A 26,840-nucleotide genomic window follows, 5' to 3' on the forward strand; every position below is an offset into this window, starting at 1 on the left:
CCGCGCATGACGCTCGGCCGCACTACATCAAATTGCACCCCTCGCTCCTGGCGCAGGCCGGATCGATCCGCGGGAGACGGAGCCGAGCCAGTTCCGCGTTCACCGCGGCCAGATCCACCCGCCACACCTCGGCCAGGCGTGTCGTGTAGCCCTTGAGTTCGGTCTCGAGAATCCCAAAGATCTCCGGCATGTAGGTGGTGGGCCGCCCGTCACCGCGCTCCGACATCGACAGCAGGTTCGCGAGCCGGTTGTTCACCTTGATCGGGAAGTTGAGCGGATCCTGGCCGCTCTGGTTGCGCACCTGGTACACGTTCTCCTCCACTTGCGAGGAATTTGTCCGCAGCGTCTCTCCCTTCGCTTTCAGGGCCGCGTCATCGGACTTCTTCAGGCGATCGTCGAGCTGTGACTTCACGCGGCGAATGGCGATGACTGCGTTGTTCGCCTCGGTCACCTTGTCGCGCACCTGACGGCCAAACAGGTACTGCGCGCGCAAGTCGGCGTCGGTGACGTCGGTGAGCCACGGATTGCGGCGCACCACGAGGGGAGCGCTCACCGTGTGCGCGTCGGCGGTGAGGCGCGCGGTATAGCGTCCGGGAGGCAACGCCGGGCCGTTGGTGCCCGCGCCCCAGAGGATCATTCCCGGAAAGCTGCTGGCGCTCGCCGAGCGTCCGTCCCAGGCCAAACGGTTCATGCCTGCCACGTTGGAGAGCGGAGGCGGTGCGCCAAAGCGACCACCGCCTTGCGGCGCGTTGGTTGAGTCGCGACGCGGTGGCGTCGTGTCATTCTCCCAGGATCGCAGCACGGCGCCGGTGGAATCCATGATCTCGAGCACGGCGCGCTTTGCCGGCGCCTTGAGCCACCAGCTCAACACGGCACCCGGGCCCGAGCGCACCGCCGGCGGTGGCGTGAACATGTGTGCGTCCTTCGCCAGCACCGCGGGCTCGTATTGACGCAGCGGGGCGATGTTGTCGAGCACCCAGAAGCTGCGACCGTGCGTGGCGATGACCAGCTCGTTGCCTTCGACGATGAGGTCGGCCACGGGAACGTCGGGTAGTCCCGGGTTGAGTTCACTCCAGTTCGCTCCGTCGTCATACGAGATGTAGACGCCGTGTTGCGTGGCGGCGTACAGCAGGCCGCGACGCGTCGGGTCTTCGCGGACCGCGTGAACATAGGCGTCCTCGCGGATGCCGTTCACGATCTTCGTCCACGTGCGCCCGAAGTCCGTGGTCCTGAAGATGTATGGGCGCAGATCGTTGAGCAGTGGCTTGCGCACCGAGATGTTCGCCGTGCCCGGCGAGAACACCGACGCATCGATCTGGCTCACGCGGCCGAAGTCGGGCATGTCGGGCGGCGTCACGTTGCGCCACGTCTTCCCGAAGTCGCGCGTCACGTGCACCAGGCCGTCGTCTGAGCCCGTCCAGATGAGGTTCGCGTCCTTCTTGCCGGGGCCCACGGAGAAGATCACGCCGTACACCTCGGGGCCGTTCATATCGCCGGTGATCGGGCCGCCGGACTTCTCCTGCGTCTCCGGCGCGTGGCGCGTGAGGTCGCCGGAGAGCTTCATCCACGTCTTGCCGCCGTCACGCGTGCCCCACAGGCGCTGCGACGACACGAACAGGAGCGAAGGGTCGGCCTTGGAGAAGATGATCGGGAACGTCCACTGCCAGCGCTCCTTGATCTCCTTCGAGGGCTCGCCAGAGTAGAACCATGGATAGGGATTCACTTCCCGCGACGTATTGAGCCTTCGATTGAACTTGTCGACGTACGCGCCGTTGTTCGTGCCCGAGTAGAACAGGTCGGGATCGCGGGGGTCCGGGGCGATGTACCCCGGCTCGCCACCACCTGCCTGATAGGACACGGCCATACCGCCCGAGGTGATATCGCGCGCCGGTCCTCCGGCGCCGCCGCCACCGCCGCGCCGACCGCCGGTTCCCAGACCGAACGCGGCGGCGTTCCAGTTGAACGGAATACACAGCGTGCTGTTGTCCTGCTGGGAACCGCACACGTGATACGGCACGTGGGCCGTGGTGATCGCGTGGTACCACTGCGCAGTGGGGAAGTCCTGGTCGGACCACCGCCCGCCCGTGTTCGTCGTGATGGCGCCGCCGCCGTCGTTGCCGATCACGAGGTGCGTAGCGTCGTCCGGATCGATCCACATGTCGTGGAAGTCGCCGTGCGTGCCGTTGCCCGTATTCACGAGCGTCTTGCCACCGTCGGTCGATCGATACTGGCTCACGTTCTGCAACCATACTACGTCGGCGTTCTTCGTGTCGGCGGTGACGTGCGTGTAGTAGAACGCCCGTTGCCGGATGTTGCGATCGCTGTTGATGAGCGCCCACGTAGCGCCCGCGTCTTCACTGCGGAACAGGCCGCCCTTCTCGTTCTCAACGAGTGCGAACACGCGGTTCGGGTTCACCGGCGACACGGCGACACCGATGCGTCCCACGAGGCCCGTCGGCATGCCCGGGTTGCGCGTGATCTCGGTCCAACTCTCGCCACCGTCAGTGGACTTGAACAGCCCACTCGACGGACCGCCGCTCGACATCTGGTATTCCTTCCGGTACGCCTCCCAGAGCGACGCATACATCACGTTGGGGTTGGTGCGGTCGATCGACAGGTCGATCGCCCCGGCCTTGCCGTCACGGAACAACACTCGGCGCCACGACCGACCGCCGTCGGTGCTCTTGAAGACGCCGCGCTCCTCGCTTGGCACGCTGTACTTGCCGAACGAGGCGACGAACACGATCTCGGGATTCGTGGGATGGATGCGGATCTTTGCGATGGCCTGCGACTCGCGAAAGCCCACGTGCGTCCACGTCTTGCCGGCATCGGAGCTCTTGTACACGCCATCGCCCGGCATGATGTTGCCGCGGATACACGTCTCGCCCATCCCGATGTAGACCACGTCGGGGTTGGTCTCGCTGACGGCCACGGCGCCCACCGACGCGCTGCGGATCTGGCCGTCGGTGACGGGCGCCCATGTGTCGCCGCCGTCGGTCGTCTTCCACAGGCCGCCGCCGACCGCGCCAAAGTACGCTTCGTTCCGTCGGCCCTTCACGCCCGAGGCGGCAATGGAGCGGCCGCCACGGTCGGGGCCGATGTTGCGCCAGCGGTACCCGGCGAGGAGCGCGGAGTCGAGCGCGAGTGGAACGTCGTCGCGGAGGTGGTCGTGCACGTGCGGCGCCAGGGCAACGAGCGGCACTGGCGCACTCGAGTCGGCAAGCCGCGTGGTGGGCACGGCCACCACGGCCGCGGCCAGGGGAGCGAGGAGCAGCGGACGCGAGATGAACATCGTCTCTCTGGGACGGTGGGTTGACGCGTGTCGAGCAATCGGGGACTCTGGAAACGTTGCAGCCGGGCGCACGCATTGGCAAACCCCGGATCCAGCGGTCCGCGCGTTCCCTTCCGTCACCCTGCTCGCGCCACGTCCTCGATCCCGGATCGCGGACGCGTCCCATCAGACGACGTCAACGTCGATGTGTTGTTCGGCCGGATGTCCGGTTAGATCACATCCGACATCCCTCGCGTTGCCACCATACGATGATCTGTTGGGCGGCGCTCGCCGCGGCCTCGAGGCGATCAACCTGATCGCGCACCGGGCGCTGCAGGTCGAGGTCGCGAAGTGCAGGGGTGGTCGCGTCAATCAGCAGGGTGTTCGTACCCGTGGCCCCTGCCGTGAAGCCGGCCGCGGCCGCACTGCTCCGCAGCGCCGAGTTCGTGCCGTTCTCCGGCACCTGGAGCGAGACGCGGCCAGGTTGCGCCTCTTTCGTCTTGAGCTGCAAGGTGACCTCGTGTCCCGAAGCACTCGGCAGCATCCGCTCATTGAAGCGGATGTGGCGACCTCGTTTCGCGGCTCCGGTGGTCCGTTGTCGTGGTGCCACTTCAAGCTTGATGTCGTTCACCGCCGCGATCACATCTGCGGCGTCGGCGTTCCAGTCGTCGATGTCACGTGCTCCGATGGCTGCGACGGCGCGCTGGATTCGCTGCCTCACATCGAAAAGCTGCTGCCGGCAACGAAGGCGGCGGGCAAGTTCCAGGCTCGCCACGCTTCCGTTCTCCTCCAGGTCCTGTGCGCGGGTGCCCAGGTGCGCGGCCACTTCCTCGAAGGAGATGCAGCAGTCAAAGAGATCGCTTTCGGACGTATGGCGGAGCATCCACGCGTCGGGCGCCATGAGAAGGCTCACCGCGCGCTCGGCTGACGCCTTGATGTCCTTCGCGTACCGGAGCGCCTGTTCAGGCTGAGGATTCGCGGTCAGCTTGTCCTCGATGTGAATGACAGCCTTCTCGCCCGATTGCCAGGTCAGCGTCACCAGGATGTCGGTCTCTCCCGACGCACGAAAATGACCGACCTCGGCTCGGCACGACGGGTCGTCCCCTGGCAGCGTGCCCTGCCCAAATGCCTTCTCGGCTACCCAGGTCGCGAAGGCGACAGAAGACTCAAACTCCTCGGCGATCAGGTAGTCCAGGTGTCGTTCACGAAGTGACATGAGATTGGCTGTTGAGAAGGAAGACAATGGGACTTGGCCGCGGCAACGCGGACGTGTGAGTCCGCGCCCGTGTGCGTCAGGGATGCGCCGACCAGTTGCGATTCTCACTCGGTGCCGCGGGTTGCAAGGAAGGCTGGTCAAACTCGCGTGGTGGTGATGCAGTGACAACCGGCCAGACTCCCCAACCCAAGGACGAAACGTAGATTGGGCCGTCGATGACCATCACCGATCACCAGGCCAAGTACCTCGCTCATGAACTGACGCGGCGCTTCCCGTCGGGGAGTGACGCCCGCCTGGCCGGTGCGCTGGTGGATGCGCAGGTCGACCTCAATCCGCATCAGGTCGACGCCGCCCTCTTCGCGTTCAACTCTCCCCTCTCCAAGGGCGCTCTCCTCGCCGACGAAGTCGGGCTGGGCAAGACCATCGAAGCTGGCCTCGTGATCCTGCAGCGCTGGGCCGAACGCAAGCGGCGCATTCTGGTGGTGACACCGGCCAATCTCCGGAAGCAATGGCATCAGGAGCTGACCGAGAAGTTCGCGCTGCCCTGCCGCATCCTCGACGCAAAGTCCTTCAACGATGCGGTGAAGCTCGCCCGCCCACCCTTCGACGACCCCACGCACGTTCTCATCTGCTCGTACCAGTTCGCGCGCAGCAAAGAAACCGACGTCAGCCGGACGCCGTGGGACCTGGCGGTGTTCGACGAAGCACATCGCCTCCGCAACGTCTACAAGCCGTCCAACGTCATCGCCAACTCCCTCAAGCGCGCACTCGGCCGCACGCACAAGCTGCTCCTGACGGCGACGCCACTCCAGAACTCGATCCTCGAACTCTACGGACTCGTCACGTTCATCGACGAGCATGCCTTCGGCGACGTGAACTCCTTTCGCGAACAGTTCGCGTCACTCGGCGACGATCGACGATTTCGGTCGCTCAAGACACGTCTTGCCCCGCTCTGTCATCGCACGCTGCGGCGCCAGGTCACGCAGTACATCGCCTACACGCAGCGGCGCCCCATCCTGCAGCCGTTTTCGCCCGAAGAGAGTGAAGACCGGCTCTACCACCTGGTGTCGGAGTATCTGCAGCGCGACAACCTCCAGGCCCTGCCAAAGGGCCAGCGCTCCCTGCTCACGCTCGTCCTGCGCAAGCTGCTCGCGTCATCCACATTCGCGATCGCCGGCGCTCTGCAGACGATCGTCGATCGGTTGAAGCAGCAGGTCGGTGACGATGCCGCCGGCGACGGACTTACCGAGACACTGGATCGGGACTACGAAGCGCTCGATGAGACCGAGGAGGAGTGGGGTGAAGACGAGGGACGCGCTCCACTGCCGCCCGACGTACGCGCCGCCATCGCGCAGGAAATTGCCGATCTCGAGGCCTTCGCGACCCTGGCCCGCGGCATCGAGCACAACGCCAAGGGCAAGGCGCTCCTCACGGCGCTCGATATCGCCTTCGCGCAACTGCGCGAACTCGGAGCACGCGACAAGGCGATCATCTTCACCGAGTCGCGACGCACGCAGGACTACCTGCAGCGTGTACTCGCCGACGCCGGGTACGGCGAAGACGTCGTGCTGTTCAATGGATCCAACACGGACGATCGCTCCAGGGCGATCTATGCGGCATGGCTCGCGCAGCACGAGGGTACCGACAAGGTCACCGGAGCCAAGGCCGCCGACATGCGCTCTGCGCTCGTCGACTGGTTTCGCGAGCAGGGCCGCATCATGATTGCCACCGAAGCCGGCGCCGAAGGCATCAACCTGCAGTTCTGCTCCCTGGTGGTGAACTACGACCTGCCATGGAACCCGCAACGCATCGAGCAGCGCATCGGTCGCTGCCACCGCTATGGGCAGAAGCACGATGTGGTCGTGGTGAACTTCCTCAACAGCAAGAATGCCGCCGACCAACGGGTGTACGAACTGCTCGACGAGAAGTTCAGGTTGTTCGATGGCATCTTCGGCGCCAGCGACGAGGTGCTGGGCGCGATCGAATCCGGTGTGGAGTTCGAGAAGCGCATCGCCGCGATCTATCAGACATGCCGGCACCCGGAGGAGATCCGGAAGGCATTTGATTCCTTGCAACTGGAGCTGAGCCTCGAGATCACCGAGGCCATGACCGACACGCGGCGCAAGCTGCTCGAACACTTCGACGAGGAGGTGCGCGAGCGACTCAGGATGCGCAACGAGTCATCTGTGGCCCAGCGGGATCGGTTCGAGGACATGCTGATGACACTCACCCGCCACGAACTGGGCGAGCGCGCGACGCATCTCGGCGATGGCGTGTTCGACCTCGAAGATGCGCCGAGCGGCTCGATTTCCGCGGGGCGCTACGAGCTCCCGCGGCGATCGGGTGAGGCGCACCTGTATCGGCTCGGGTCTCCCCTCGCCGAGTGGGTGGTGGAGCAGGCAAAGGCGCGCGAGCTGTACCCGGCGGCGGCGATTTCCTTTCGCTATGATCCGCGACAGGGACGCATCTCGGCGGTCGAGGGGATGGTAGGGAAGTCCGGTTGGCTCCTGGCGTCGCTGCTGTCGGTGGAGTCGCTCGATCGAGCCGAGGACCACATGATGTTCGCGGCGCGCGTCGATGACGGTACGCGGCTGGACGTCGACGCGCTCGGGCGTATGCTTCGCCTTGATGCGAGTGTCAGTGGCCCATGTGACATTCCACCTGACGTGGCAGCGGCGCTCAGTGCGGACGAGGCTCGGCGACAGGCCGACGTGCAGCTGGACATTTCCACGCGGAACGCGCAGTTCCTCGACGCCGAGTCGACCAAGCTCGATGACTGGGCCGATGACCTCAAGCTCGGGCTGGAGCGGGAGATCAAGGAGCTGGAGCGGCAGATCAAGGAGGTGCGGAAGGGGGCGACGGCGGCCCTCACGCTCGAGGACAAGCTGGCGGCACGCAAACGCGTGCAGGCCATCGAGTCGTCGCGCAACGAGAAGCGCAAGCGGTTGTTCGAGGCGCAGGACGAAATCGAGCAGCGCCGCGATGCGTTGTTGGCCGATGTGGAGGCGAGGCTCGACCAGTCGTCGCGCCTCGAGCGGTTGTTCACGATTCGATGGACGGTGACGGCATGATGCCTGGAGCAGAAGCGTGACGAATGGACGCAAGCCGCGGCTGGAGCTGACGTGGGTGGGGAAGGAGCACCGGCCACGCCTCGAGCCGCGCGTCCTGCTGGAGGACCCCGAGCGCTCGTATCACGCGCCGCACCGCACGAGCGAGAGCGAGATCTTCGATAACCGGTTGATCTTTGGCGACAACCTGCTCGCGCTCAAGGCGCTGGAGCAGGAGTTCGCGGGTAAAGTGACGTGCATCTTCATCGACCCGCCGTACAACACAGGGAGTGCGTTCGAGCACTACGACGACGGGCTCGAGCACTCATTGTGGCTGTCTCTCGTCCGTGACCGTGTTGATCTGCTCTTCCGGCTGCTCAAGCCCGCCGGCTCGCTGTGGATTACAATAGACGACAATGAGTGTCACTACCTGAAGGTCGTATGTGACGAAGTCTGTGGGCGAGCCAACTTCGTGACATCCATCGCGTGGGAGAAGGATCAAGGGAGGCGAGGCGATACCGATATGTCGTCGGCTCACGACCACGTACTTGTCTATGCAAAGGATCGCGATGAGTGGCGAAATGCGCGGAATCTCCTGCCGAGGACGCCGGAGCAGGAGGCTCGCTACCGCAATCCCGACAACGACCCAAGAGGGCCGTGGCTTCAAGGCGACAACGGAACCGCGAAGAGCGGATCGGCAAGCGCCCGCTTCGAGATAGCGTTGCCTTCGGGAAGAGTTGTCACGCCGCCAGTTGGCAACTACTGGCGGTTTTCCCCGCAGACCTTCGAAGCGGCTCGAGCTGAGGGGCGGGTGTACTTTGGCGCACGCGGAAATAGCATGCCGGTGATCAAGCGCTACCTCTCGGAGGTTCAGGTCGGTGTCGTGCCGCGCTCGTGGTGGCCGGCCACCGAAGTCGGATCCAACCAAGACGCCAAGCGCGATCACCTGCGAAAGCTGCTCCCTCACATCGAGCCGTTTGCAACGCCTAAACCGGAAGGGTTGCTCTCGAGAGTCATTCACATCGCGAGCAACCCCGGGGACCTCGTCCTGGACTCCTTCGCCGGCTCCGGCACCACCGGCGCGGTGGCGCACAAGATGGGCCGCCGCTGGATCATGATCGAAATGGGCGAACACGCCCACACCCACATCATCCCGCGCCTCAAGAAGGTCATCGATGGTCAGGACCCCGGCGGCATCACCAAAGACGCCAACTGGAAAGGCGGCGGCGGCTTCCGCTACTACCGCCTCGCCCCATCGCTCATCGAGCTGGACTCGTGGGGCAACCCAGTCATAAACAAGCAATACAATGCGGCCATGCTCGCCGAAGCCCTCTGCAAGCTCGAAGGCTTTACGTACGCGCCGAGCGAGACAACCTGGTGGCAGCAGGGCCAGTCCACTGAACGCGACTTCCTCTACGTCACCACCGCGAACCTCAACCGTGATCAACTCCAGCAACTGAGCGACGAGGTCGGGCCCGAGCGCACGCTCCTGGTCCTGTGTTCGGCCTTTCGCGGCAAGGCCGACGGCTGGCCCAACCTGACCGTTCGCAAGATCCCCACGCACGTGCTCTCGCGCTGTGAGTGGGGCCGCGACGACTACAGCCTCGCCGTGGCTGACCTTCCTCCGGCACCTCCCAAGGAAGGACAGCAGGACCTGTTCGCTGGGGAGCCCGCGTGACGAATCCGCAGGGCCCGCCGGGCACGGAGATCATCCTCTACCAGACCGCCGACGACCGAACGCGCGTCGAAGTGCGGCTGGCTGGGGGGACCGTCTGGCTTACCCAGGCCCAGATGGCCGAGCTGTACCAGACGTCTGTCCAGAACGTAAATGCCCATCTGGTAGAGCTTTATGAGGAGAACGAACTCGACGAAGGGGCAACTATCAACTCCTGGTTGATAGTTCGAACGGAGGGAGCTCGGCAGGTCAGTCGGTCGATTCAGCACTACAACCTCGAGGCGGTCATCGCCGTCGGATATCGCGTGCGGTCCAGTCGCGGCACGCTGTTCCGACAATGGGCCACCGCGCGGCTCGCGGAGTACCTCGTCAAGGGCTTCGTGCTCGATGACGAGCGGCTTCGGAATCCCCCCGGCCCAGACGTTCCGGACTACTTCGACGAACTCCTCGAACGCATCCGCGACATCCGGGCCAGCGAGCGCCGGATGTACCTGCGGGTGCGAGACATCATCGCCCTTGCGGCGGACTACGCCCCCTCGGCGGCCAACACTCAGCGGACTTTCCAGATCCTGCAGAACAAGCTGCACTTTGCCGCCACCGGGAAGACGGCCGCCGAGCTGATCGTCGAACGCGCGGACCACGCGCTCCCGAACATGGGGCTCACGTCGTGGAAAGGAGAGGTGGTGCGGAAAGGAGACGTGACGGTCGCGAAGAACTACCTGCGCGAAGATGAGATCGACGGCCTCAATCGAATCGTCGTGATGTTCCTGGATTTCGCCGAAGACCAGGCGAAGCGACGAAAGCAGGTGTTCCTGCGCGACTGGGAGCAGCGCCTCGATGATTTTCTGCGGTTCAACGATCGCGCGGTGCTCGGAGGCGCAGGCTCGGTGTCGCACGCTGCCGCTGAGCAACATGCGAGCGACGAATACGAGCAGTTCACCGAGCGTCGTCGCGTGGAGGCCGAGCAGGACGCGGAGCGTCGGAACCTCGAGGAGATCAACGAGGCGATCCGGTCGCTGCCTCGCCCGACGAAGGAGGCCGACCAGTGAACCGTCACGTGAACACGGTGGCGGGGCGGCTGAGCCTCCGCCCGCCGCAACGCAGGTCACTCGAGATTCTGGATCGGCTGGTGGAGGTCGTCCCGCCGTCAAAGTCCGCTGATCTCGGTGCGGCCCTGCGAGTGATCCAGGGGGAGTTCTCGTCGTTCGCCGATTTCGAGCGTGACTTCCCGTCGTATTGCTTCGCCCTGGCGACCGGTGTAGGCAAGACGCGCCTGATGGGCGCGTTCATCAGTTACCTGCACCTCGCCCACGGCATCGACAACTTTTTCGTCCTCGCGCCGAACCTCACGATCTACCGCAAGCTGATGGCGGACTTTACGCCGAACACGCCCAAGTACGTGTTCAAGGGGATCGCCGAGTTCGCGACGTCGGCGCCGGAGATCATTACCGGCGACAACTACGAACTCCGGGCGGGCACCCTGTTCGACGAGACCATCAGGTGCAAGGTCAACATCTTCAACATCTCGAAGATCACGTCGGAAGTTCGCGGCGGGAAAGCGCCGCGCATCAAGCGGCTCTCGGAGTACATCGGCCAGAGCTACTTCGACTACCTCGCGGCGCTGCCGAACCTCGTGCTCATCATGGACGAGTCGCATCGCTACCGAGCGTCGGCGGGCGTGAAAGCGATCAATGAACTCAAGCCGGTCCTCGGGCTCGAACTGACCGCGACGCCGTATGTGGAGTCGTCGAAGGGCACCACGCCGTTCCGGAACGTGGTGTTCGACTACCCGCTGGGTCGCGCCATGGCCGACGGCTTCGTGAAGGAGCCCGCGGTGGTCACGCGCAAGGATTTCAACCCGGCCGGCATGGCGCCCGAGGAGATCGAACGCCTCAAGCTCGAGGACGGGATCCGGCTGCACGAACGCGTGAAGGTGGAACTGGAGACCTATGCGCGCGAAGCCGGCAAGCAGGTGGTGAAGCCGTTCCTGCTCGTGATCGCGCGCGATACCACGCATGCAAGGCACCTGCTGGAGACGATCGAGTCCGACGCGTTCTTCGACGGACGCTACAAGGGCCGGGCGATCCAGGTCGACTCCAGCAGGACCGGCGCCGAGGAGGAGCAGATGATCGAGCGCCTCCTGCGCATCGAGCAAGGCGACGAGCCGACGGAGATCGTCATCCACGTCAACATGCTCAAGGAGGGGTGGGACGTCACCAACCTCTACACGATCGTGCCGCTGCGCGCCGCCAACGCGCGAGTGCTCATCGAGCAGTCCATCGGTCGAGGGCTTCGGCTGCCGTACGGGATGCGGACCGGTGTGGCCGCGGTCGATCGGCTCAACATCGTGGCCCATGATCGCTTTCAGGAGATCGTGGACGAGGCCGGGCGGCCGGATTCGCCGATCCGCATGACGAGTGTGGTGCTCGACCCGGCTGAGCTGGGGACCCGTCTCCAGACGATCGTGTCGGTACCGCGTGTGATGATCGAACTCGGCGGGCACGGGCCGCAAGCAGCAACGACACTGGACTCCGGATCGGCGCTCTCTGGCGCGAGCGGGTCCGGCGTGACGGAAGCTGGCGGCGGCGATCGAGGTCGCTCCGCGTCGGCAGAAACTCACGGTGAACCCGGCGAAAGGCGGGGCCCGGTGTCGTTCGCAACGCCCGCCGAGCGACGCATCGCACAGCTCGTTCGGGAGGAGATCGAACGGCGGGCGAACAGCACCGAGGCCCTGCCGCAATCGGGGTACCTCACGCGGGACGATGTCCAGTCCGAGATCGTGCGTGCCGTGGAAACTGCCATGGCACCGCTGCAGACCGAACTCGCCATGGACAATGGACGCCCTGACGTGAGGAGCGTCGTGGCGAAGGCGGCCACTGTCTTCGTAGAGCGGACCATCGATATCCCCCGCATCCTTCTCGTACCTCGCGGCAACATCTCGGCGGGCTTCCAGCCCTTCACGCTGGAATTGGCCAACTTGCGCCTGCAGCCCGTGTCGGACGACCTGTGGATCCAGCACCTGCGCACCGGCGTGATCGACCGGCTCGTCGTCGGGGAGGGGAGCGCCGAGGAGCGACGCGCCGAAGACTATGTCGTGAGTGCCCTCGTCGACTACGATGATGTGTCGTACGACGACCAGGCCGACCTGCTCTACGATCTCGCGGGACAGGTGGTGACGCACCTCCGTACGTATCTCCCCGACGACCAGGTGAGCAAGGTGCTGCGCTATCACCAGCGGCAAGTCGGGCAGTTCGTGCATGCGCAGATGGTGCCCCAATTCCACGAGGAGTCGAGCGAGGGCTATGACGTCGTGGTCAGTCGCGGACTCACGCCCCTTCGTCAGAGTGCGTTTACTGCCGTCCGGGAACACATCGTCGACTACCGGGTCGCGCCTGCCGACCGGGCGAACATCGGGAAATACCTGTTCACCGGGTTCGCGCGCTGCCTGTATCCCGAACAGAAGTTCGACTCCGATCCCGAGCGCCGGCTCGCGGTGATCCTCGAGCGCGACGCACTCAAGTGGATGAAACCCGTGCGAGGGCAGTTCCAGATGCACTACCGGAGCGGTGCGGGTATGGCCGAATATCAACCGGACTTCGTGGCGGAGACGGAGCGGGAGATCCTGATGATCGAGGTAAAGGCGCGGAGGGACCTCGAGGTGGCCGAGGTGCTGCTCAAGCGGGAGGTGGCGCGCTCGTGGTGCATACATGCCACCGGCTTCACCGCGGCCCATGGTGGCAAGCCGTGGCGCTACCTGCTCATCCCGCACGACGAGATCGCTGAAAACGTCGGGCTCGACGCGCTGGTCGCCCGGTTCACGTCAGTGGCTCCAGTGGTCGCTCCAGCCTGAGATCGCGTGACAAACGCGGCCGGGCTGTGGAGCATCGACGAGAAGTCCCTCGCGGCCTTTTCGCGCGCTCTCGGCACGCCGCCTGACGGCGAGGCATGGTTCTCGCTTCGCCGCGCCGCCGAGGAGCTTGCACTGGTTCCGGGCTTCGAGTCGCTGATCGCACTCGACGCCAACGCCATCAAGGAGCTGCCCCACCAGATCGACGTCGCCCAGCGGGTTCTGCGCACCATGGGCGGTCGCGCCATCCTCGCTGATGAGGTGGGCCTCGGCAAGACCATCGAAGCCGGCATCATCCTCAAGGAGTTGGCGGTGCGCGGCCTCGCGCGGCGCATCCTGATCCTCACGCCCGCAGCCCTCGTCGACCAATGGCAAGGCGAGCTCGAGTCCAAGTTCTTCGAGAGGTTCGAGACGCCGCAGGTGCCCGACGACTGGCGCCGGACCCCTCGCGCCATCGTCTCCTATCATCGAGCCGTTCGCGAGCACCATCAACGGGCGATCCTCGAAGAAACGTGGGACCTGGTGATCCTCGACGAGGCGCACAAGGTCAAGAACCACAAGAGCTCCACCTACGAGTTCATCTCGAAGATCGAGCGCAACTTCATCCTGCTGCTCACGGCGACGCCGCTGCAGAACGACCTGCGCGAGCTGTACAACCTCATCACGCTGTTGCGACCAGGGCAGCTGGGCACGTGGCGCGAGTTCTCCGCTCGGCACCTCGCGATGAACGATCGTCGACGCGTGCGATCGCCGGAGCAACTCCGCGAGCTCACCTCGGAAGTCATGGTGCGCACGCGGCGCTCGAGTGTCGCGCAGGCGCTTGCACTGCCTCGGCGCATCCCCGTGCACCCGAACGTCAGGCTCACACGTCAGGAAGCGTCGCTTTATGGCGCGACCGTGTCGTTCCTGCGCGAGCTATACGCCAAGGGCTTCATCGAGCAGTCGTTCGCCGAAGCCACGGGAGATCGTCGTCGTCGTCCGAGGCGAACGGGCAAGGGTATCCAGGCGCTTGAGGTCATCCGCCTGTGCCAGCGGCTATGCTCATCGACCGCGTCGCTCGGCAAGTCGCTCGAACGCTTCGCCGAAGGGGAACTCGTGACCCCGGCGTACCGCAAGAAGGCACTGGGCCTCGCGGGCACCGCGGCAGCGATCTCCGGGAACGCCAAGCTCGATGCCCTTGACACCGTGCTGAATCAGCACCGCGAACAAGTCATCGTCTTCTCCGAGCACCTGCCCACGCTCCAGGTGATCGCCCAGCGCGTCCGCGCACACGGACGCCAGCCCATCCTCTATCAGGGCGGGCTGTCGCGCCACGATCGCGCGAGGCGCTTGCAGGCCTTCAAGGCAGCGGGAAGCGGAGTCTTCGTGTCGACGCGCGCCGGTACCGAGGGCCTCAACCTGCAATTCTGCAACGTGCTCGTGAACTACGAGCTGCCATGGAACCCGATGGTGGTCGAGCAACGCATCGGACGCATTCATCGCATCGGGCAGACGCGGGACGCGTACATCATCAACCTGGCGGCGCACGGAACGATCGAAGCGCACATCCTGCGATTGCTGGACGAGAAGATCCGACTGTTCGAACTGGTCGTCGGCGAACTCGATGTCATCCTTGGCGACTTCGGTGGATCGGAGACCCTGGAGCAACGCCTCGCCGCCGAGTTCCTCTCGGCCGAAGATGACGGAGCGTTCGATGACGCGGTGGAGCGTATGGGCGCGGACATCGTGCGGAGCAGAGAGGCCGGCATGGAACAGGAGCGCCTGAACTCGGAGCTGAGCAGCAATGACAGCGCAACGCGACTCGCGCGAGAGTTCGCGCATCTCACCATCCCCGCTCGCGTGCGACTCGGTTACGGGACGAAGCACCTCGCCCAGGTCGAAGGGGTCGAAGCCATGCGCGAACACCTCGTGCTGCATGTCAATGAAATCATGGAGGCGCTGGAAGGCGCGGATGTTGCCGATGGCGAACATTCGGAAGAGTACGGCGCACTCGTGAACATTGCGGGCGCGACGAATCGCGGACGCGCCGTCCACCTCACCGTGCAGGCCGACCGACTCCCCATGTTGCTCGTGCGCCTGGACGCCGAACTCCCGCGATAACGTTGCATGAGCGACGAGCTTGCACGTAGTCATGACTTCGGTGACCAACCGCTTCAGGATGCGCGCGTCCTCGCCCTCCTCGATCGCTATGTCGCGCTCTCTGGCGCCACGCTGACCGCGTTCGCTCCCGGTCTGCTGCAGCTCTCCGTACCCGCCAGCGATCGTTCTGCCTTCGGCCGTCGTTCGGCCATTCGGCTGGCACTGTCAGCCGAGGCGCTGGCCGAAGACGAACATGCCGAACTGGCAATCGTCGGGAGTGCATTCGTGAACCAACTCATCACCGCGGTTCGACGGCGAGGATCTCGACTGCACATGGGATGGGTTGGCGATGCGACGGCGTCCGTCGGCACGTCCGTTCCCGTGGCGGCTCCGATACGGAGCGGTCGCGTGGTGACGCAGGAGGTCCGGCACGCCAGGCATCGGATCGGCCGCCTCACAGCCCGCGTGGTTGTGCGTGCTGGTGCGGAGGTACGGGAGCTTTTGGTCGAGAGTGACCTGTTCGACCTGAGCACAGGAGCGACGCTGGGTTCCGATGTCGTTCAGGACTGCGAACGGGTCGCGGGTCAGCCGACGGCCGAGCGGCCAGAATACGGGACTGCGCTTGATGAGGTCGCGGTGCGTGATCATGGAGAACTCGTCGGTCGAATGCTCGGGAGTCTGGAGACACGTTTGCAGCCGGAGATCAAGAAGCAAGCTGCGACAACTCAACATGCGCTCGAGCGCGAACTCTCGCGCATCCAGCGCTACTACGGCTCGATGCTCGCCGAGGTCGACGATGCCGATGGTCGTCGTGCTCTGGAGGCGGAGCACAAGCGACGCGAAAAGGAGGAGACCGAGCGTCATCGTGTGAGAGCGATCGTGCATCCGATTCAGCTGGCTGAGTGGGAGGTCGCCGTCGAGCGAGTGGAGTGGCACATCGAGGCGAACAACGGACATCACGCGGTGTTCACGGCGCAGCGCGTACTCGCCGGCGACCGGCAGTGGCTCTTGGCGTGCCCGACCTGCGCGGAGGTGCCGAAGGGCCTCTCGGTCTGCCGCAACGATCACGCTTGCTGCATCGCCTGCGGCCGCGACTGCTCGGTGTGTGGTGAGACCTTCTGCCGAGACCACGGACTCGCCGCCTGCCACGTGGACAAGAGACCCGCCTGCCTGGCGCACTCGAGGACGTGCACATCATGCCGGCGCAAACACTGCTCCACGCACGAGGGTCGTTGCGGCGAAAGCGACCACCCATCCTGCACAGCCTGTCTCGCGCCTTGCGCGCACTGTCATCGGATGATCTGCGACAAGCACGCGACACTCACCCACAAGGAGTCAACGAGAGGCCAGCGACGACTGTGTTCGCAGTGCGTGCGGCACTGTGAAGGTGGTTCGCGTGAAGTCGTGGCTCCTGACGAAGTGACCGGGTGCGCGAGCTGCAAACGTGTCGTGTGCGACCGCCATCGGGCGCGCTGTGACGTGGACGGACTCGTGCACTGCTCGACACACCTGCGCAGGGTCGATCGCTCACGACGCTTCGTGTGTGAGAAGCACCGCGCTGCCTGCACCTATGAGCCCAACGCGGTCCTCGCGTCGGATGAAGTCGTGTCCTGCGCGACCTGCGGGGGCACCGCGTGCGCCGAGCACACGGGAGTCTGCGCCATCGACCGCACCGTGCATTGCACCGTCCACCTGGCAGAAGTTCGTGACCGCAACGGGCAACGAGCATGCGCTGCGCATCGGACAACGTGCCATGTCGACGGAGGAGCCTTCACGCAGGAGGGGACGTCTTCCTGCCCGGCATGCGGTCGGCTGCATTGCGAGACGCACTCCCGACGCTGCTCGAACTGTGGACGCCGCGTGTGCACGAGCGACTTCCACCCGTCGTCGCCAGCGACCTGTGCGACGTGCAACAAGCTGATCGAGGCCACGGACATCTCGAATCAGGTGCTCGCCGCGGTCGACGAAGCCCGTGGAGGCGATGACGGGCGGGTGAAGGGCTGGCGTACGTCCCGTGATGCCCGCCACGTCATCGTGCAGCTCGACCTCGGCTGGACTCGTCGTCTCGTCGTGGCCGTCCCGCACGGAGGTGGCGAGCCGGAGGCCATCGTGAAGCACTCGATCTTCGGCAGCACAAAGATCAAGGGCTAAGGTACCAGAATCTACGCACGACCCCGACCCGGGATCCTTCCGAGACGGGACCGCACGTCTGCACTCGGCTTCCCTACGCGACCTCGATCACCACTTCGAGGTACTCGCTCGGCAACACAAGAGCGTCGTCGCCCCCGACGCTCCGCGCGTCGAACAGCGCGATGATGTCCGCCGAGAGCGCTGCCTGACGCTCCGCGTCGAGTGCGGCGAATGCCCGATGCACCGGCCCGTAGAACGCGCGGAACACCTCGAGCATGTGCTGCACGGATCGGTAGCGAAACGAGAACTGCCGTGAGGTCGCGCGAATCTCCGTCACGCGATCGCCGAACAGCTCCTCGAGGCCCGCCCGCGTCCCCCACCGCAGCGGCGACTGGAGGCCCGGCGCCGGCGGAATGAAACGACCCAGCACCCTGAACAGCTCGCCAATGGGGCTCTCCGGCGTCCAGTTGGCCAGGCCAATGGTACCGCCCGGCCGCACCACACGCGTGAGTTCCCGCGCGGCGCGCGCCTGGTCGGCGGTGAACATCACTCCAAACGTGGAAAGCGCCACGTCAAAGGCACCGTCGCCAAACGGCAACTGCTCGGCATCGGCCTCCTGGAAGCCGACCGACAGGCCCTCGGCCTGCGCGCGACGACGGCCTACCTCGAGCAGGGCCGGCACGTAGTCGGTGGAGGTGACGGTCGCAAAGCGACGGGCGGCCGCGAGGGTGGCGTTGCCGTTGCCGGCCGCCACGTCGAGCACGCGCGCGCCGGCGCGCAGGTCGATCGCCTCGCACAGCGACTCACCCACGATCTGCAGGGTCGTTCCAACGATGGCGTAGTCGCCGGACGACCAGGCCGCCTGCTGGCGGCTCTTGATGGCGGCGAGATCCAGAGTAGCAGCGGTCATGTGCGACACGGTAAGGGAAGGGAGCCAACGACGGGTTGGCCCTGTCCACCTCCATGCGCGATCCACGCCCGACAGACGACATCGCGCGCGAAGGCCAACACGAGAGGGCGGAGTGCCCCCGGGCACCGACCCATTAGGATTCGGGTGGTCGGTGTTGCCTGGCGATCGCCGCGTGCGTCGAATCGCAGGCCGCCGAGTCACCGCCAGCTCCACGCAATTCCAGACGCCACAATGGCCTGGCAGTTCGAACGCAGCGAATATCGCATTCCCTATCCGCCCTCGGCCCGCGCCACGTTCACCCTCGACGGGCGAACGCTACCGTTGGTCGATTGTTCGGAACGCGGGCTGCGCTATGTCTCGCAAGGTGTCGCACGGCCCGAGCCGGGCGCCACCGTGGCCGGGACGGTCCGCCTCCTCAGCAGTCGTCAGCCCATCTCCGTGCAGGGCAAGGTCGTCCGCTGCGAAGGGGATGAGGTCGCCGTTCACCTCGCATCCCCCGGCCTGCCAATGCAGGCGATCTTTGCCGAACAACGCCATCTCGCGCGCCATTTTCCAGCGCGCTACGGGCCCGGCCCTCAGCGCTGACGGCCGCGCTCCTCCTCGCCTACCACCTGTCCCGGCGTGACGCGCACCACGCGCAACACCGTTGTCGTGCGTTCACCCGCGACGTCGAGCACCACGCGGTACTCGCCGTTCTCGACCGGCGGGCGCTGACCCTGGCCAAAGCCGCCGCCGCCGCCCTGGCCACCGCCACCCGGTCCGCCAGGGCGAGGCCCCGCGGCCAGGAGTCGCGCCTGATTCGTCGGGCTCCCGGCGGTATCCGGGGCAGCGCGTGACTCCGCCGGCCGCGGATTGAAGCCGGGCGGGAATCCGGGCACGTTCACCGGTGCCTGGTTGGCGCCACCCTGACTGCCGAATGCCGGGTTGCCAGGTCCCTGCCCCGGCGCACCGCCTGCCCCGGCCACGGGCGCCACGGTCGGGACCATGTTCCAGGTCACGCGGTTGATTCCCGCCGCGGTACCGCCGGTCAGCCTGGCGATGGTATCGCCCGCCGCGTTCACCACCAGCACGCGCACCGCGCCGGTCGCGGCCGTCGCTGCCAATCGGTAGGAAATCACGGCGCCGTCGGCGACGGCGTCGCCGCGCCACGGACGCTGGGCGCGCGGCTCGGAGCCCGGCGGCAGCATGCCGTACTGCAGCGCCACCGGTGGGACAAACACGTGGGAGCGCTTCGCGATGACGGCCGGCGTGAGCTGCTGGAGCGGTGCCACGTCAAGCACCATGATGCCGCGACCATGCGTGCCGGCGATGAGCTCGCGGTCACGCGGATGCACCTTGAGGTCGTACACCGGCACCACCGGCAGCCGCGAGCCCAGCGAGAACCAGGTGGTCCCGCGATCGAGTGACGCCGAGACGCCCAGCTCGGTCCCGGCATAGAGCAGGTTGGGGTTGAACGGGTCTTCCCGCACTACGTACACGGTGTTGGGCCGCGGGCTCGCGAGACCCGCAGCGATGGAGCGGAAGTTCTTTCCGAAATCCGTGGAGACGTACAGGTACGGGGTGAAGTCGTTCTCGCGGTGGTTGTCGAACGACACGTACATGGTCGCCGTGTCGGCATACGAAGGCTCGATGCGACTCACGTATGTGCCGGCCGGAAGCCCGGGAAACCGGCCCGTGAGATCCTCCCATGCGCCGCCGTCGTTCCGCGTGACCCACACCTTGCCGTCCCCGGTCCCCACGTACACCACGCCAGCCCTGATCGGCGATTCGGCGATTGTCACGATCGTCGCGTTCTCCTCGGCGCCGGTCGCATCGCGCGTGATGCCACCGGTGGCATCGGTGGCGGGGTTCGCGTTCTCGTCGTAGCCGGTCGTGATGCGTACGATGTCTTCGCTGCGCGTCGAGAGATCTCCGGAGATCGCAAACGGCTCCACGCCCTTGCGCACGGACTTGAAGAGCTTCTCCGCGCCGCTGTACAGCACGTTGGGGTCGTGCCGCGAGAGGATGAACGGCGTGTTCCAGTTCCAGCGCGTGGCAACGTTGGGGTCGGCCATCTCACGCTGCATGCGCGCGCGCAGGTCGGTCACCTGCTTTTCCTGATCAGGGGTGAGCGGCGTGCTGCCGTTGCCCCGGATGGCTGCGATCTGGCCACCGAACTGATTGCGCGTCACCGTGCGGGCGCGCACGCTCACCTGCTCGCCAGTGGCCACGTTGCGCCGCGAGATGTTGCCACCCTGCGATTCGTAGTACACGAGATTGGGATCCTGCGGGTCCTGCGCCGTCTGCAGTCCGTCGGCGGCGAACACCGCGAACCAATCGGTCATCTGCAAGGTGCCATTCCGACGCCGGCTCCAACCGCACGACGTCCCGTTGTCCTGCAACCCGCCACACACGCGGTACGGCACCTGGAAGTCGTAGCTGATGCCGTAGAACTGGCCCATCGCCATGTTGTTCAGCGCATCGTACGTGCCGCCGCGATCGTGGCTCTGGAAGATCCCCGCGTCACCTCCAACGATGAAATGTTCCGGATCGGCCGGGTTGATCCACATCGCGTGGTAGTCCTCATGGATGCCCAGCATGCCGGCCCGCCAGGAGTAGCCGCCGTCTTCGCTCGACTGGAAGTCCACCGCCATGCGGTACACCCGGTTTTCGTTGCGCGGATCGACCCGCACCTGTGAGAAGTAGAAGGGACGGTTGTTGATCGTGCTCATCCACTTCCACGTGCGGCCGGCATCAGCCGAGCGATAGAGCCCGCTCAGCAGCCGCTGCGGCTTGGCGCCGCGCACGCTGTCGGCCTCCACCATCGCGTACACCACGTTGGGATTGCTCGGCGCTACCTGGATGCTGATGCGGCCCTTGGGCGTCTCGGGGAAGCCACTGCCGCGCACCTCGGTCCAGCTCGCGCCGCCGTTGGTGGACTTCCAGAGTGCCGAGCCCGGGCCGCCGCTCTTGAAGTAGTGTGGCTTGCGAATGCGCTCCCAGCTCGCCGCGTACAGCACGTTGGGATTGCGCGGGTCCATGGCGATGTCGATGAAGCCTGCCTTGTCGCTGATGAACTTGGACAGGGTCCACGACTTGCCGCCGTCGGTCGTCTTGTAGAGCCCGCGTTCGGGGTTGGTATCCCACAAAGCGCCGAGTGCAGCCACCCAAACGATGTTCGGATTCGTTGGGTGGATGAGGATCTTGCCGATGTGTTGCGTCTTCTCGAGCCCCATCGATTGCCAGGTCACGCCACCATCTGTCGACTTGTAGATGCCGTACCCCGGCGCCACCGAGTTGCGCGAGTCTTCCTCGCCAGTCCCGGCCCACACGATGTCGGGGTTGCTCGGCGCGATGGCGAGGTCGCCCATGGAGGCGATCGGCCCCTGGTCCCACAAGGGCACGAACGTCGTGCCGGCGTTCACCGTCTTCCAGATGCCACCCGTGGCGCCGGCCACGTAGAAGACCTTGGGGTTGCGCGGGTGCACCTCGATGTCGGTGATGCGGCCGGCCATGTTCACCGGACCGATGGAGCGCCATCGCAGCGCGGCGTTGGTGGCCGAGTCCGGCACCTGCGCCGAAAGCAGGGCAGGGACGGCGAGGGCGGAAAGCAGGAGTCGAGAACGCACGGATGTGGGGGCGAGAAGGTCGCGACAAACTACGGGCGGGGTAGTTGGCCGGGGAGGTGCGCGCTGCACGCGATGGGGCGTGCCCGGTTGTCCACGCCGGGGCGCATTGAATGGGGCTGTCCGGGTGCCAGCGCCGGGTTGCTCTTGCAGGGCGGGTCCGCGAGTCAGCGCCGGTCCGCCTCCCCAGCTCTCCGCGCCAGGACATCGAGCACATCCGGGAGCGAAGGACTCCGCGGACCAGCGCACCGGTCGTACGGTGGTGGGCCCCCGGCGCGTACGGCCAGGTCTTCCCCCTTGCCAGCAACGCCACTGGCGCCGAGCGTATCTCGCCTCCCGAGGCCGCCGCGTTTCGTCGGGCCTGGCCGTATACCAACGGCCCCCCGACCGCCGGTCCCCGGGGCACTCCTCAACTCGGAGCCACCATGTCCCGTTCGTCCGTCGGTCGCGTCAGCATCGCGCTCGCGCTCCTCCTGTCCGGTGCCTTTGCGCTCCCCCTCGCTGCGCAGAACAACAGCGATTGGTCCGCGAAGGACATCCTGGCCAGGGAAACGTTCGTCAAGCCGCCCGCCGTGATCGAGCGGCTCGTCGATGCGCCTCGCCAGACCAACGTCACGCTCCAGAACCTGAGCCCCGACCGCAAGTTCTTCCTCGATACCAGGTCGGCCGGACTGCCCACGCTCAAGGAGTTCGGCAAGTCGCACTACTACTTCGCGGGCCTGCAGGTGGATCACAAGGCCAATCGCGCGCGCACGCTCACGACGCGCGGCAGCGCCGGGATCCAGGTGGTCGACGCCGCCACGGGCAAGCCGCGCGTGATCGAGACGCCCCGCGGCGCTTCGGTGAGCGGCGCCGAGTGGTCGCCGGACGCCACCAAGATCGCGTTCATCGCCAACTTCGACGATGCGTCGCGCATCTACGTCGCCGATGTTGCCACCGGCAAGTCGAAGGTGCTGACGCAGACGCCGCTGCTCGCGACGCTCGTCACATCGCTCGCCTGGACGTCCGACGGCCGCATCGTCGCCGTGCTCGTACCGGACAATCGAGGGGCCGAACCCGTACGGCCAGCGGTCGAGACCGGCCCGCTCGTGCGACTCACCGATCCGGCAAAGAATCCGCAGCGGGTATTTGCGTCGCTCCTGCGCGATCCGTTCGAGAAGGACCAGATGAAGTACTTCATCACGGGTCAGCTCGCGATCGTCGACAGCAAGACGGGTGCGGTGAAGAAGGTGGGCGCGCCGGCGATGATCAGCGCCGTCGATCCGTCGCCCGACGGCAAGTACATCCGGGTGACGCAGATGCAGGAGCCGTTCTCGTACATCGTGCAGTACGGCAGCTTTGGCACGGTGGAGCAGGTGTGGGACGCCGACGGTCGCGTCGTTGCCGAGCTTGCGAAGCGTCCGCTGCGAACCAGCGGAGCCGATGACCCGCTCGCGACGCCCGGCGCGGGCGGCCCGCCGGTCGATACCACGCGCCGCAACGTCGCGTGGCTCCCAAACGGCCAGGGACTCTCGTTCCTCAGACAGGAGCGTCCGGCTCGGCCCGCCGCGACCGACTCCGCCGACGCACCGCGAGGCGGTGCGGCGAATCGCGGCAAGGATCGGCTGTATCAGTGGGCGCCACCCTTCTCGACGGGCAGCGAAAAGGTCCTGCTCGAGAGCGACAACCGCATGGGCGGCGTGCTCTTCAACGACGACGCGACCATGGCCTTCGTCGCCGAAAACGTGAGCGGCACGGGCCACGTGTACGCGGTGGATCTCAACGAGCCGACGAAGAAGCACACGCTGTGGCGCATGCGCGGGATCAACGCGCAGGTCGGCGGTGGCTTTGGCGGGTTTGGTGGCGGCCGCGGCGGCGCCGGCGACGACTCGGTGACCTTCTATCAGAACCCGGGCAACCTCGTCACGAAGACGGGCAAGGCGGGCCGCGACGTCGTGCAGGTTTCGGCGGACGGCAAGTTCGCCTTCCTGCGCGGCACACGGTACTTCCGTGACTGGGAAAGCCAGGCCCCACGCGGGTTCGTCGACAAGGTCGAGATCCGGACCGGGCAGAAGTCGCGCCTGTTCGAAGGTGCGGCCGATGTCTTCGAGACGGTGAACGCGTCGCTCGACGACGACATGACGCAGATGGTAATCACGCGGGAGTCGTCGACCCTGGTGCCCAACGCGATCCTCAGGTCGGCCAGCGGAACGCTCAACCTCACGAGCAACACCGATCCCACGCCGGAGTTCACGAAGGCCATCCGCAAGCGCATCAAGGTCACGCGCTCCGACGGCATCAACTTCATGGTGAACCTCACGCTGCCGGCCGACTACAAGTCCGGAACGCGGCTGCCCGCCATGTTGTGGCTCTATCCCGGTGAGTTCACCGACCAGGGCGGCTACGATCGTACCCTGCGGACGGAGAACATCAATCGGTTCCCGCAGGGCGGACCGCGCACGATCGAGTTCCTCGTGCTGCAGGGATACGCGGTGGCCAACTTCGCGCCGCCGGTCATTGGCGCGTCGGGTCGCATGAACGACAACTACGTCTCGGACCTGCAGCGCAACCTGAGCGCCGTCATCGACGAGCTCGATGCGCAGGGCTTCATCGATCGCACGCGGTTGGGCATTGGCGGACACAGCTATGGCGCCTTCACCACCGTGAACGCGATGGTGCACACTCCGTACTTCAAGGCGGGTATCGCCGGCGACGGCATGTACAATCGCACGCTCACGCCGTTCAACTTCCAGAGCGAGCGCCGCGACTTCTACGAGGCCCAGGCGACGTACCTCGAGATGTCGCCGTTCTTCAGCGCCGACAAGCTGCAGGGCGCGCTGTTGATGTATCACTCGATCGAGGACCAGAACGTGGGTACCGCCCTGCTGTCGTCGGAGCGGATGATGCACGCACTCGAAGGTCTCGGAAAAACCGCGTCGCTCTACATGTATCCGTACGAAGACCACGGCCCGGCAGCGCGTGAGACGCTGCTCGACCAGTGGGCCCGATGGACCGCGTGGCTGGACGTGTACGTAAAGAACGCGAACAAGCCCAAGGTGGCGTCGTAGTTGTGGTGAGGAGGGCGTAGGGGCGCGTGATAGAGGTATCGAAGGGGGCTGAGCGATTCGGCCCCTTTCGCTTTGCCGGGAACTCCAGTCCCTTTCGCAGCACTCCTTCCCCGAGACGCCTCACTCATCCGCCCCTGCGGCCCAGGCCCACGGTGTTCAAGAAGACGCTCATTCGCGTGATCGCCATCCAGGTCGTCGCGCTCGCGCTGCTCTGGCTGCTCCAGAGTCGCTACCACCATCCGGGCTGACCGATGCATTGGATCAACTGGGTGATCATTCTTGGTTGGCTCGCCTACGTCGCCATCGACGGCCTGCGACGCGCGCGCGGCACCACCGAGATCCGAGGGTACTTCCTGGCCAATCGCAGCCTGCCGTGGTGGGCCGTTGGGCTGTCGGTGATGGCGACGCAGCTCTCTGCCGTCACCATGATCGGGACCACGGGACAGGGTGCCACCGATGGCATGCGCTTCGTGCAGTTCTACTTCGGGCTGCCGCTGGCGATGGTCATTCTCGGCGTGACGCTCGTGCCGTTCCTGCACGGAGCCAACGTGTTCACGGCGTACGAGTATCTGGAGAAGCGATTCGACCCGAAGACACGCTCGCTCACCGCGTTCCTCTTTCTTCTCTCGCGCGGCATGTCGTGCGGCACGATCATCTCGGCGCCCGCGATCGTGTTCTCCGCCATCTTCGGATGGCCCATCGGCTGGTCGGTGGCGGCGATGGGCATTCCGACCGTGCTCTACACCATGATCGGCGGCGTACAGGCCGTGACCTGGGCCGACGTGAAGCAGATGGTGCTCGTGGTGCTCGCCATCGGGTCGGTGATCACCGTGTTGATCCTGCGCATTCCCGTGTCGCCCGACCAGGCCCTCGAGATCGCCGGTGCTGCAGGGCGCATGAAGGTCTTCGACTTTCGCTTCACCCTCAACGAGCAATACACGTTCTGGTCCGGCCTCATTGGCGGGACGTTCCTGATGTTGTCGTACTTCGGCACCGACCAGAGTCAGGTGCAGCGCTACCTGACGGCCAAGTCCGTCGACGAAGCCCGCAGCTCACTGCTCATCTCTGCGTATTGGAAGATCCCGCTCCAGGCGGCGATCCTGCTGGTGGGCGTGCTGGTATTCGTGTTCTACCAGTTCCAGCCTCAGCCGCTGCTCTTCAATCCCGCGCACGAGCGCCGCGTGATCGCGGCCGACTCGTCAGGCTATGCCGCGCTGCAGCAGCGTTACGCCGCCGCGCTCGATGTGCGGCAGCAGGCCGCGCGCACGCTGGCTCAGGTCGCCGACGATCGGGCTGCCGATGACGCCTTCCGCGCCGCCGACAAGGGTGTGCAGGACATCCGTACCGAGGCGCTCGCCATGGCGGGCACCGTGACGGGCGAACCCACGCGCGACGTGAACTACATCATTCCGCACTTCGTGCTCAACGAGTTGCCGGTGGGGCTGGCCGGGATCTTTCTCGCGGCGGTGATGGCGGCGGCGATGTCGGCCGTTGCCGCCGAGCTCAACTCGCTGGCCACTGCGTCGGTGATCGACTTCTATCGGCGCTGGGTGCGAGCGGAGGCGAGTGATCGCCATTTCCTCAACGTGTCCAAGGCTGCAACGGTCTTCTGGGGCATCTTCGCCTGCATCGTCGCCACCTTTGCCGGATCGTTGGGCTCGCTCATCGAAGTGGTGAACCGGTTCGGGTCCTTCTTCTACGGTTCGATCCTTGGGGTGTTCCTGTTGGCGATGATCAAGCGGACCACGGGCACCGCGGCATTCGTTGCCATGCTGGCGGGCATGGCGTCGGTGACGGCGGTGTACGTGTTCCTCCCGCAGGTGGCGTTCCTCTGGCACAACGTGATCGCGGCCGTGGTGGTCGTCGTGGTCGGAGTGGTGCTGAGCGCAGGAGGCCATGTGCGCCCGGAGGTCTCGAAGGGCTAGAGCGCGCGGTGCCAGGCTTGGCGCCGCCGAACGCGTCGATGGCGCCGTCGACGGCCTGGCCGCGCAGGTTGTTCCCGCTGGCTTGACA

Annotated in this window: 14 protein-coding genes; 9 read left to right on the forward strand and 5 right to left on the reverse strand. The window is 65.7% G+C overall.

All coding sequences use genetic code 11. The features are described 5' to 3' along the window. Positions 1 to 22: 22 nt before the first annotated feature. Positions 23 to 3,292: a glycosyl hydrolase gene (locus IT361_06355; protein ID MCC6317300.1), complete on the reverse strand. Its 3,270-nt coding sequence runs from the start codon at positions 3,290 to 3,292 to the stop codon at positions 23 to 25. 214 nt (positions 3,293 to 3,506) lie between these two features. Then, positions 3,507 to 4,487 (reverse strand): hypothetical protein, encoded by a 981-nt coding sequence (locus IT361_06360; protein ID MCC6317301.1) that lies wholly within the window; start codon positions 4,485 to 4,487, stop codon positions 3,507 to 3,509. Between the two features lie 215 nt (positions 4,488 to 4,702). Between IT361_06360 and IT361_06365 the strand changes: the two genes are divergently transcribed. The 5 genes from IT361_06365 to IT361_06385 all read left to right on the forward strand — a co-directional run bounded on the left by IT361_06365 (position 4,703) and on the right by IT361_06385 (position 15,156). Further along, positions 4,703 to 7,558, forward strand: coding sequence for a DEAD/DEAH box helicase family protein (locus IT361_06365; GenBank protein MCC6317302.1), 2,856 nt, complete (start codon positions 4,703 to 4,705; stop codon positions 7,556 to 7,558). Positions 7,559 to 7,574: 16 nt separating this feature from the next. Further along, positions 7,575 to 9,212 (forward strand): site-specific DNA-methyltransferase, encoded by a 1,638-nt coding sequence (locus IT361_06370; protein MCC6317303.1) that lies wholly within the window; start codon positions 7,575 to 7,577, stop codon positions 9,210 to 9,212. Between the two features lie 113 nt (positions 9,213 to 9,325). Continuing rightward, positions 9,326 to 10,258 carry a virulence RhuM family protein gene (locus IT361_06375; protein ID MCC6317304.1) on the forward strand — a complete coding sequence of 311 codons (933 nt, stop codon included), beginning with the start codon at positions 9,326 to 9,328 and terminating at the stop codon, positions 10,256 to 10,258. Further along, entirely contained in the window at positions 10,255 to 13,059 is a 2,805-nt protein-coding gene (locus IT361_06380; GenBank protein ID MCC6317305.1) for a DEAD/DEAH box helicase family protein, read from the forward strand. The genes IT361_06375 and IT361_06380 overlap by 4 nt, the downstream gene beginning before the upstream one ends. A 6-nt stretch (positions 13,060 to 13,065) precedes the next feature. Continuing rightward, positions 13,066 to 15,156: a DEAD/DEAH box helicase gene (locus tag IT361_06385; protein ID MCC6317306.1), complete on the forward strand. Its 2,091-nt coding sequence runs from the start codon at positions 13,066 to 13,068 to the stop codon at positions 15,154 to 15,156. A 204-nt stretch (positions 15,157 to 15,360) separates the two neighbouring features. Here the strand turns inward: IT361_06385 and IT361_06390 are convergent, their stop codons facing one another. Beyond that, positions 15,361 to 15,999 carry a hypothetical protein gene (locus IT361_06390; GenBank protein ID MCC6317307.1) on the reverse strand — a complete coding sequence of 213 codons (639 nt, stop codon included), beginning with the start codon at positions 15,997 to 15,999 and terminating at the stop codon, positions 15,361 to 15,363. A 996-nt stretch (positions 16,000 to 16,995) separates the two neighbouring features. Between IT361_06390 and IT361_06395 the strand changes: the two genes are divergently transcribed. After that, positions 16,996 to 17,286, forward strand: coding sequence for a hypothetical protein (locus IT361_06395; protein MCC6317308.1), 291 nt, complete (start codon positions 16,996 to 16,998; stop codon positions 17,284 to 17,286). Positions 17,287 to 17,359: 73 nt separating this feature from the next. On the opposite strand, the gene IT361_06400 is transcribed toward IT361_06395, so the two are convergent. Next, a complete protein-coding gene (locus IT361_06400) occupies positions 17,360 to 18,175 on the reverse strand; it encodes a class I SAM-dependent methyltransferase (protein MCC6317309.1) in 816 nt (271 codons plus the stop codon). A gap of 231 nt (positions 18,176 to 18,406) precedes the next feature. On the opposite strand from IT361_06400, the gene IT361_06405 reads away from it, so the two are divergent. Then, a complete protein-coding gene (locus IT361_06405) occupies positions 18,407 to 18,760 on the forward strand; it encodes a PilZ domain-containing protein (protein MCC6317310.1) in 354 nt (117 codons plus the stop codon). On the opposite strand, the gene IT361_06410 is transcribed toward IT361_06405, so the two are convergent. Next, entirely contained in the window at positions 18,751 to 21,783 is a 3,033-nt protein-coding gene (locus tag IT361_06410; protein MCC6317311.1) for a hypothetical protein, read from the reverse strand. The genes IT361_06405 and IT361_06410 overlap by 10 nt on opposite strands. A gap of 422 nt (positions 21,784 to 22,205) precedes the next feature. Here IT361_06410 and IT361_06415 point away from each other — a divergent pair, with 422 nt between their 5' ends. Next, positions 22,206 to 24,827 carry a prolyl oligopeptidase family serine peptidase gene (locus tag IT361_06415; GenBank protein MCC6317312.1) on the forward strand — a complete coding sequence of 874 codons (2,622 nt, stop codon included), beginning with the start codon at positions 22,206 to 22,208 and terminating at the stop codon, positions 24,825 to 24,827. 251 nt (positions 24,828 to 25,078) lie between these two features. Then, positions 25,079 to 26,752, forward strand: coding sequence for a sodium:solute symporter (locus IT361_06420; protein ID MCC6317313.1), 1,674 nt, complete (start codon positions 25,079 to 25,081; stop codon positions 26,750 to 26,752). Positions 26,753 to 26,840: the final 88 nt, after the last annotated feature.

Source organism: Gemmatimonadaceae bacterium, from assembly GCA_020846935.1.
Lineage (GTDB): Bacteria > Gemmatimonadota > Gemmatimonadetes > Gemmatimonadales > Gemmatimonadaceae > RBC101.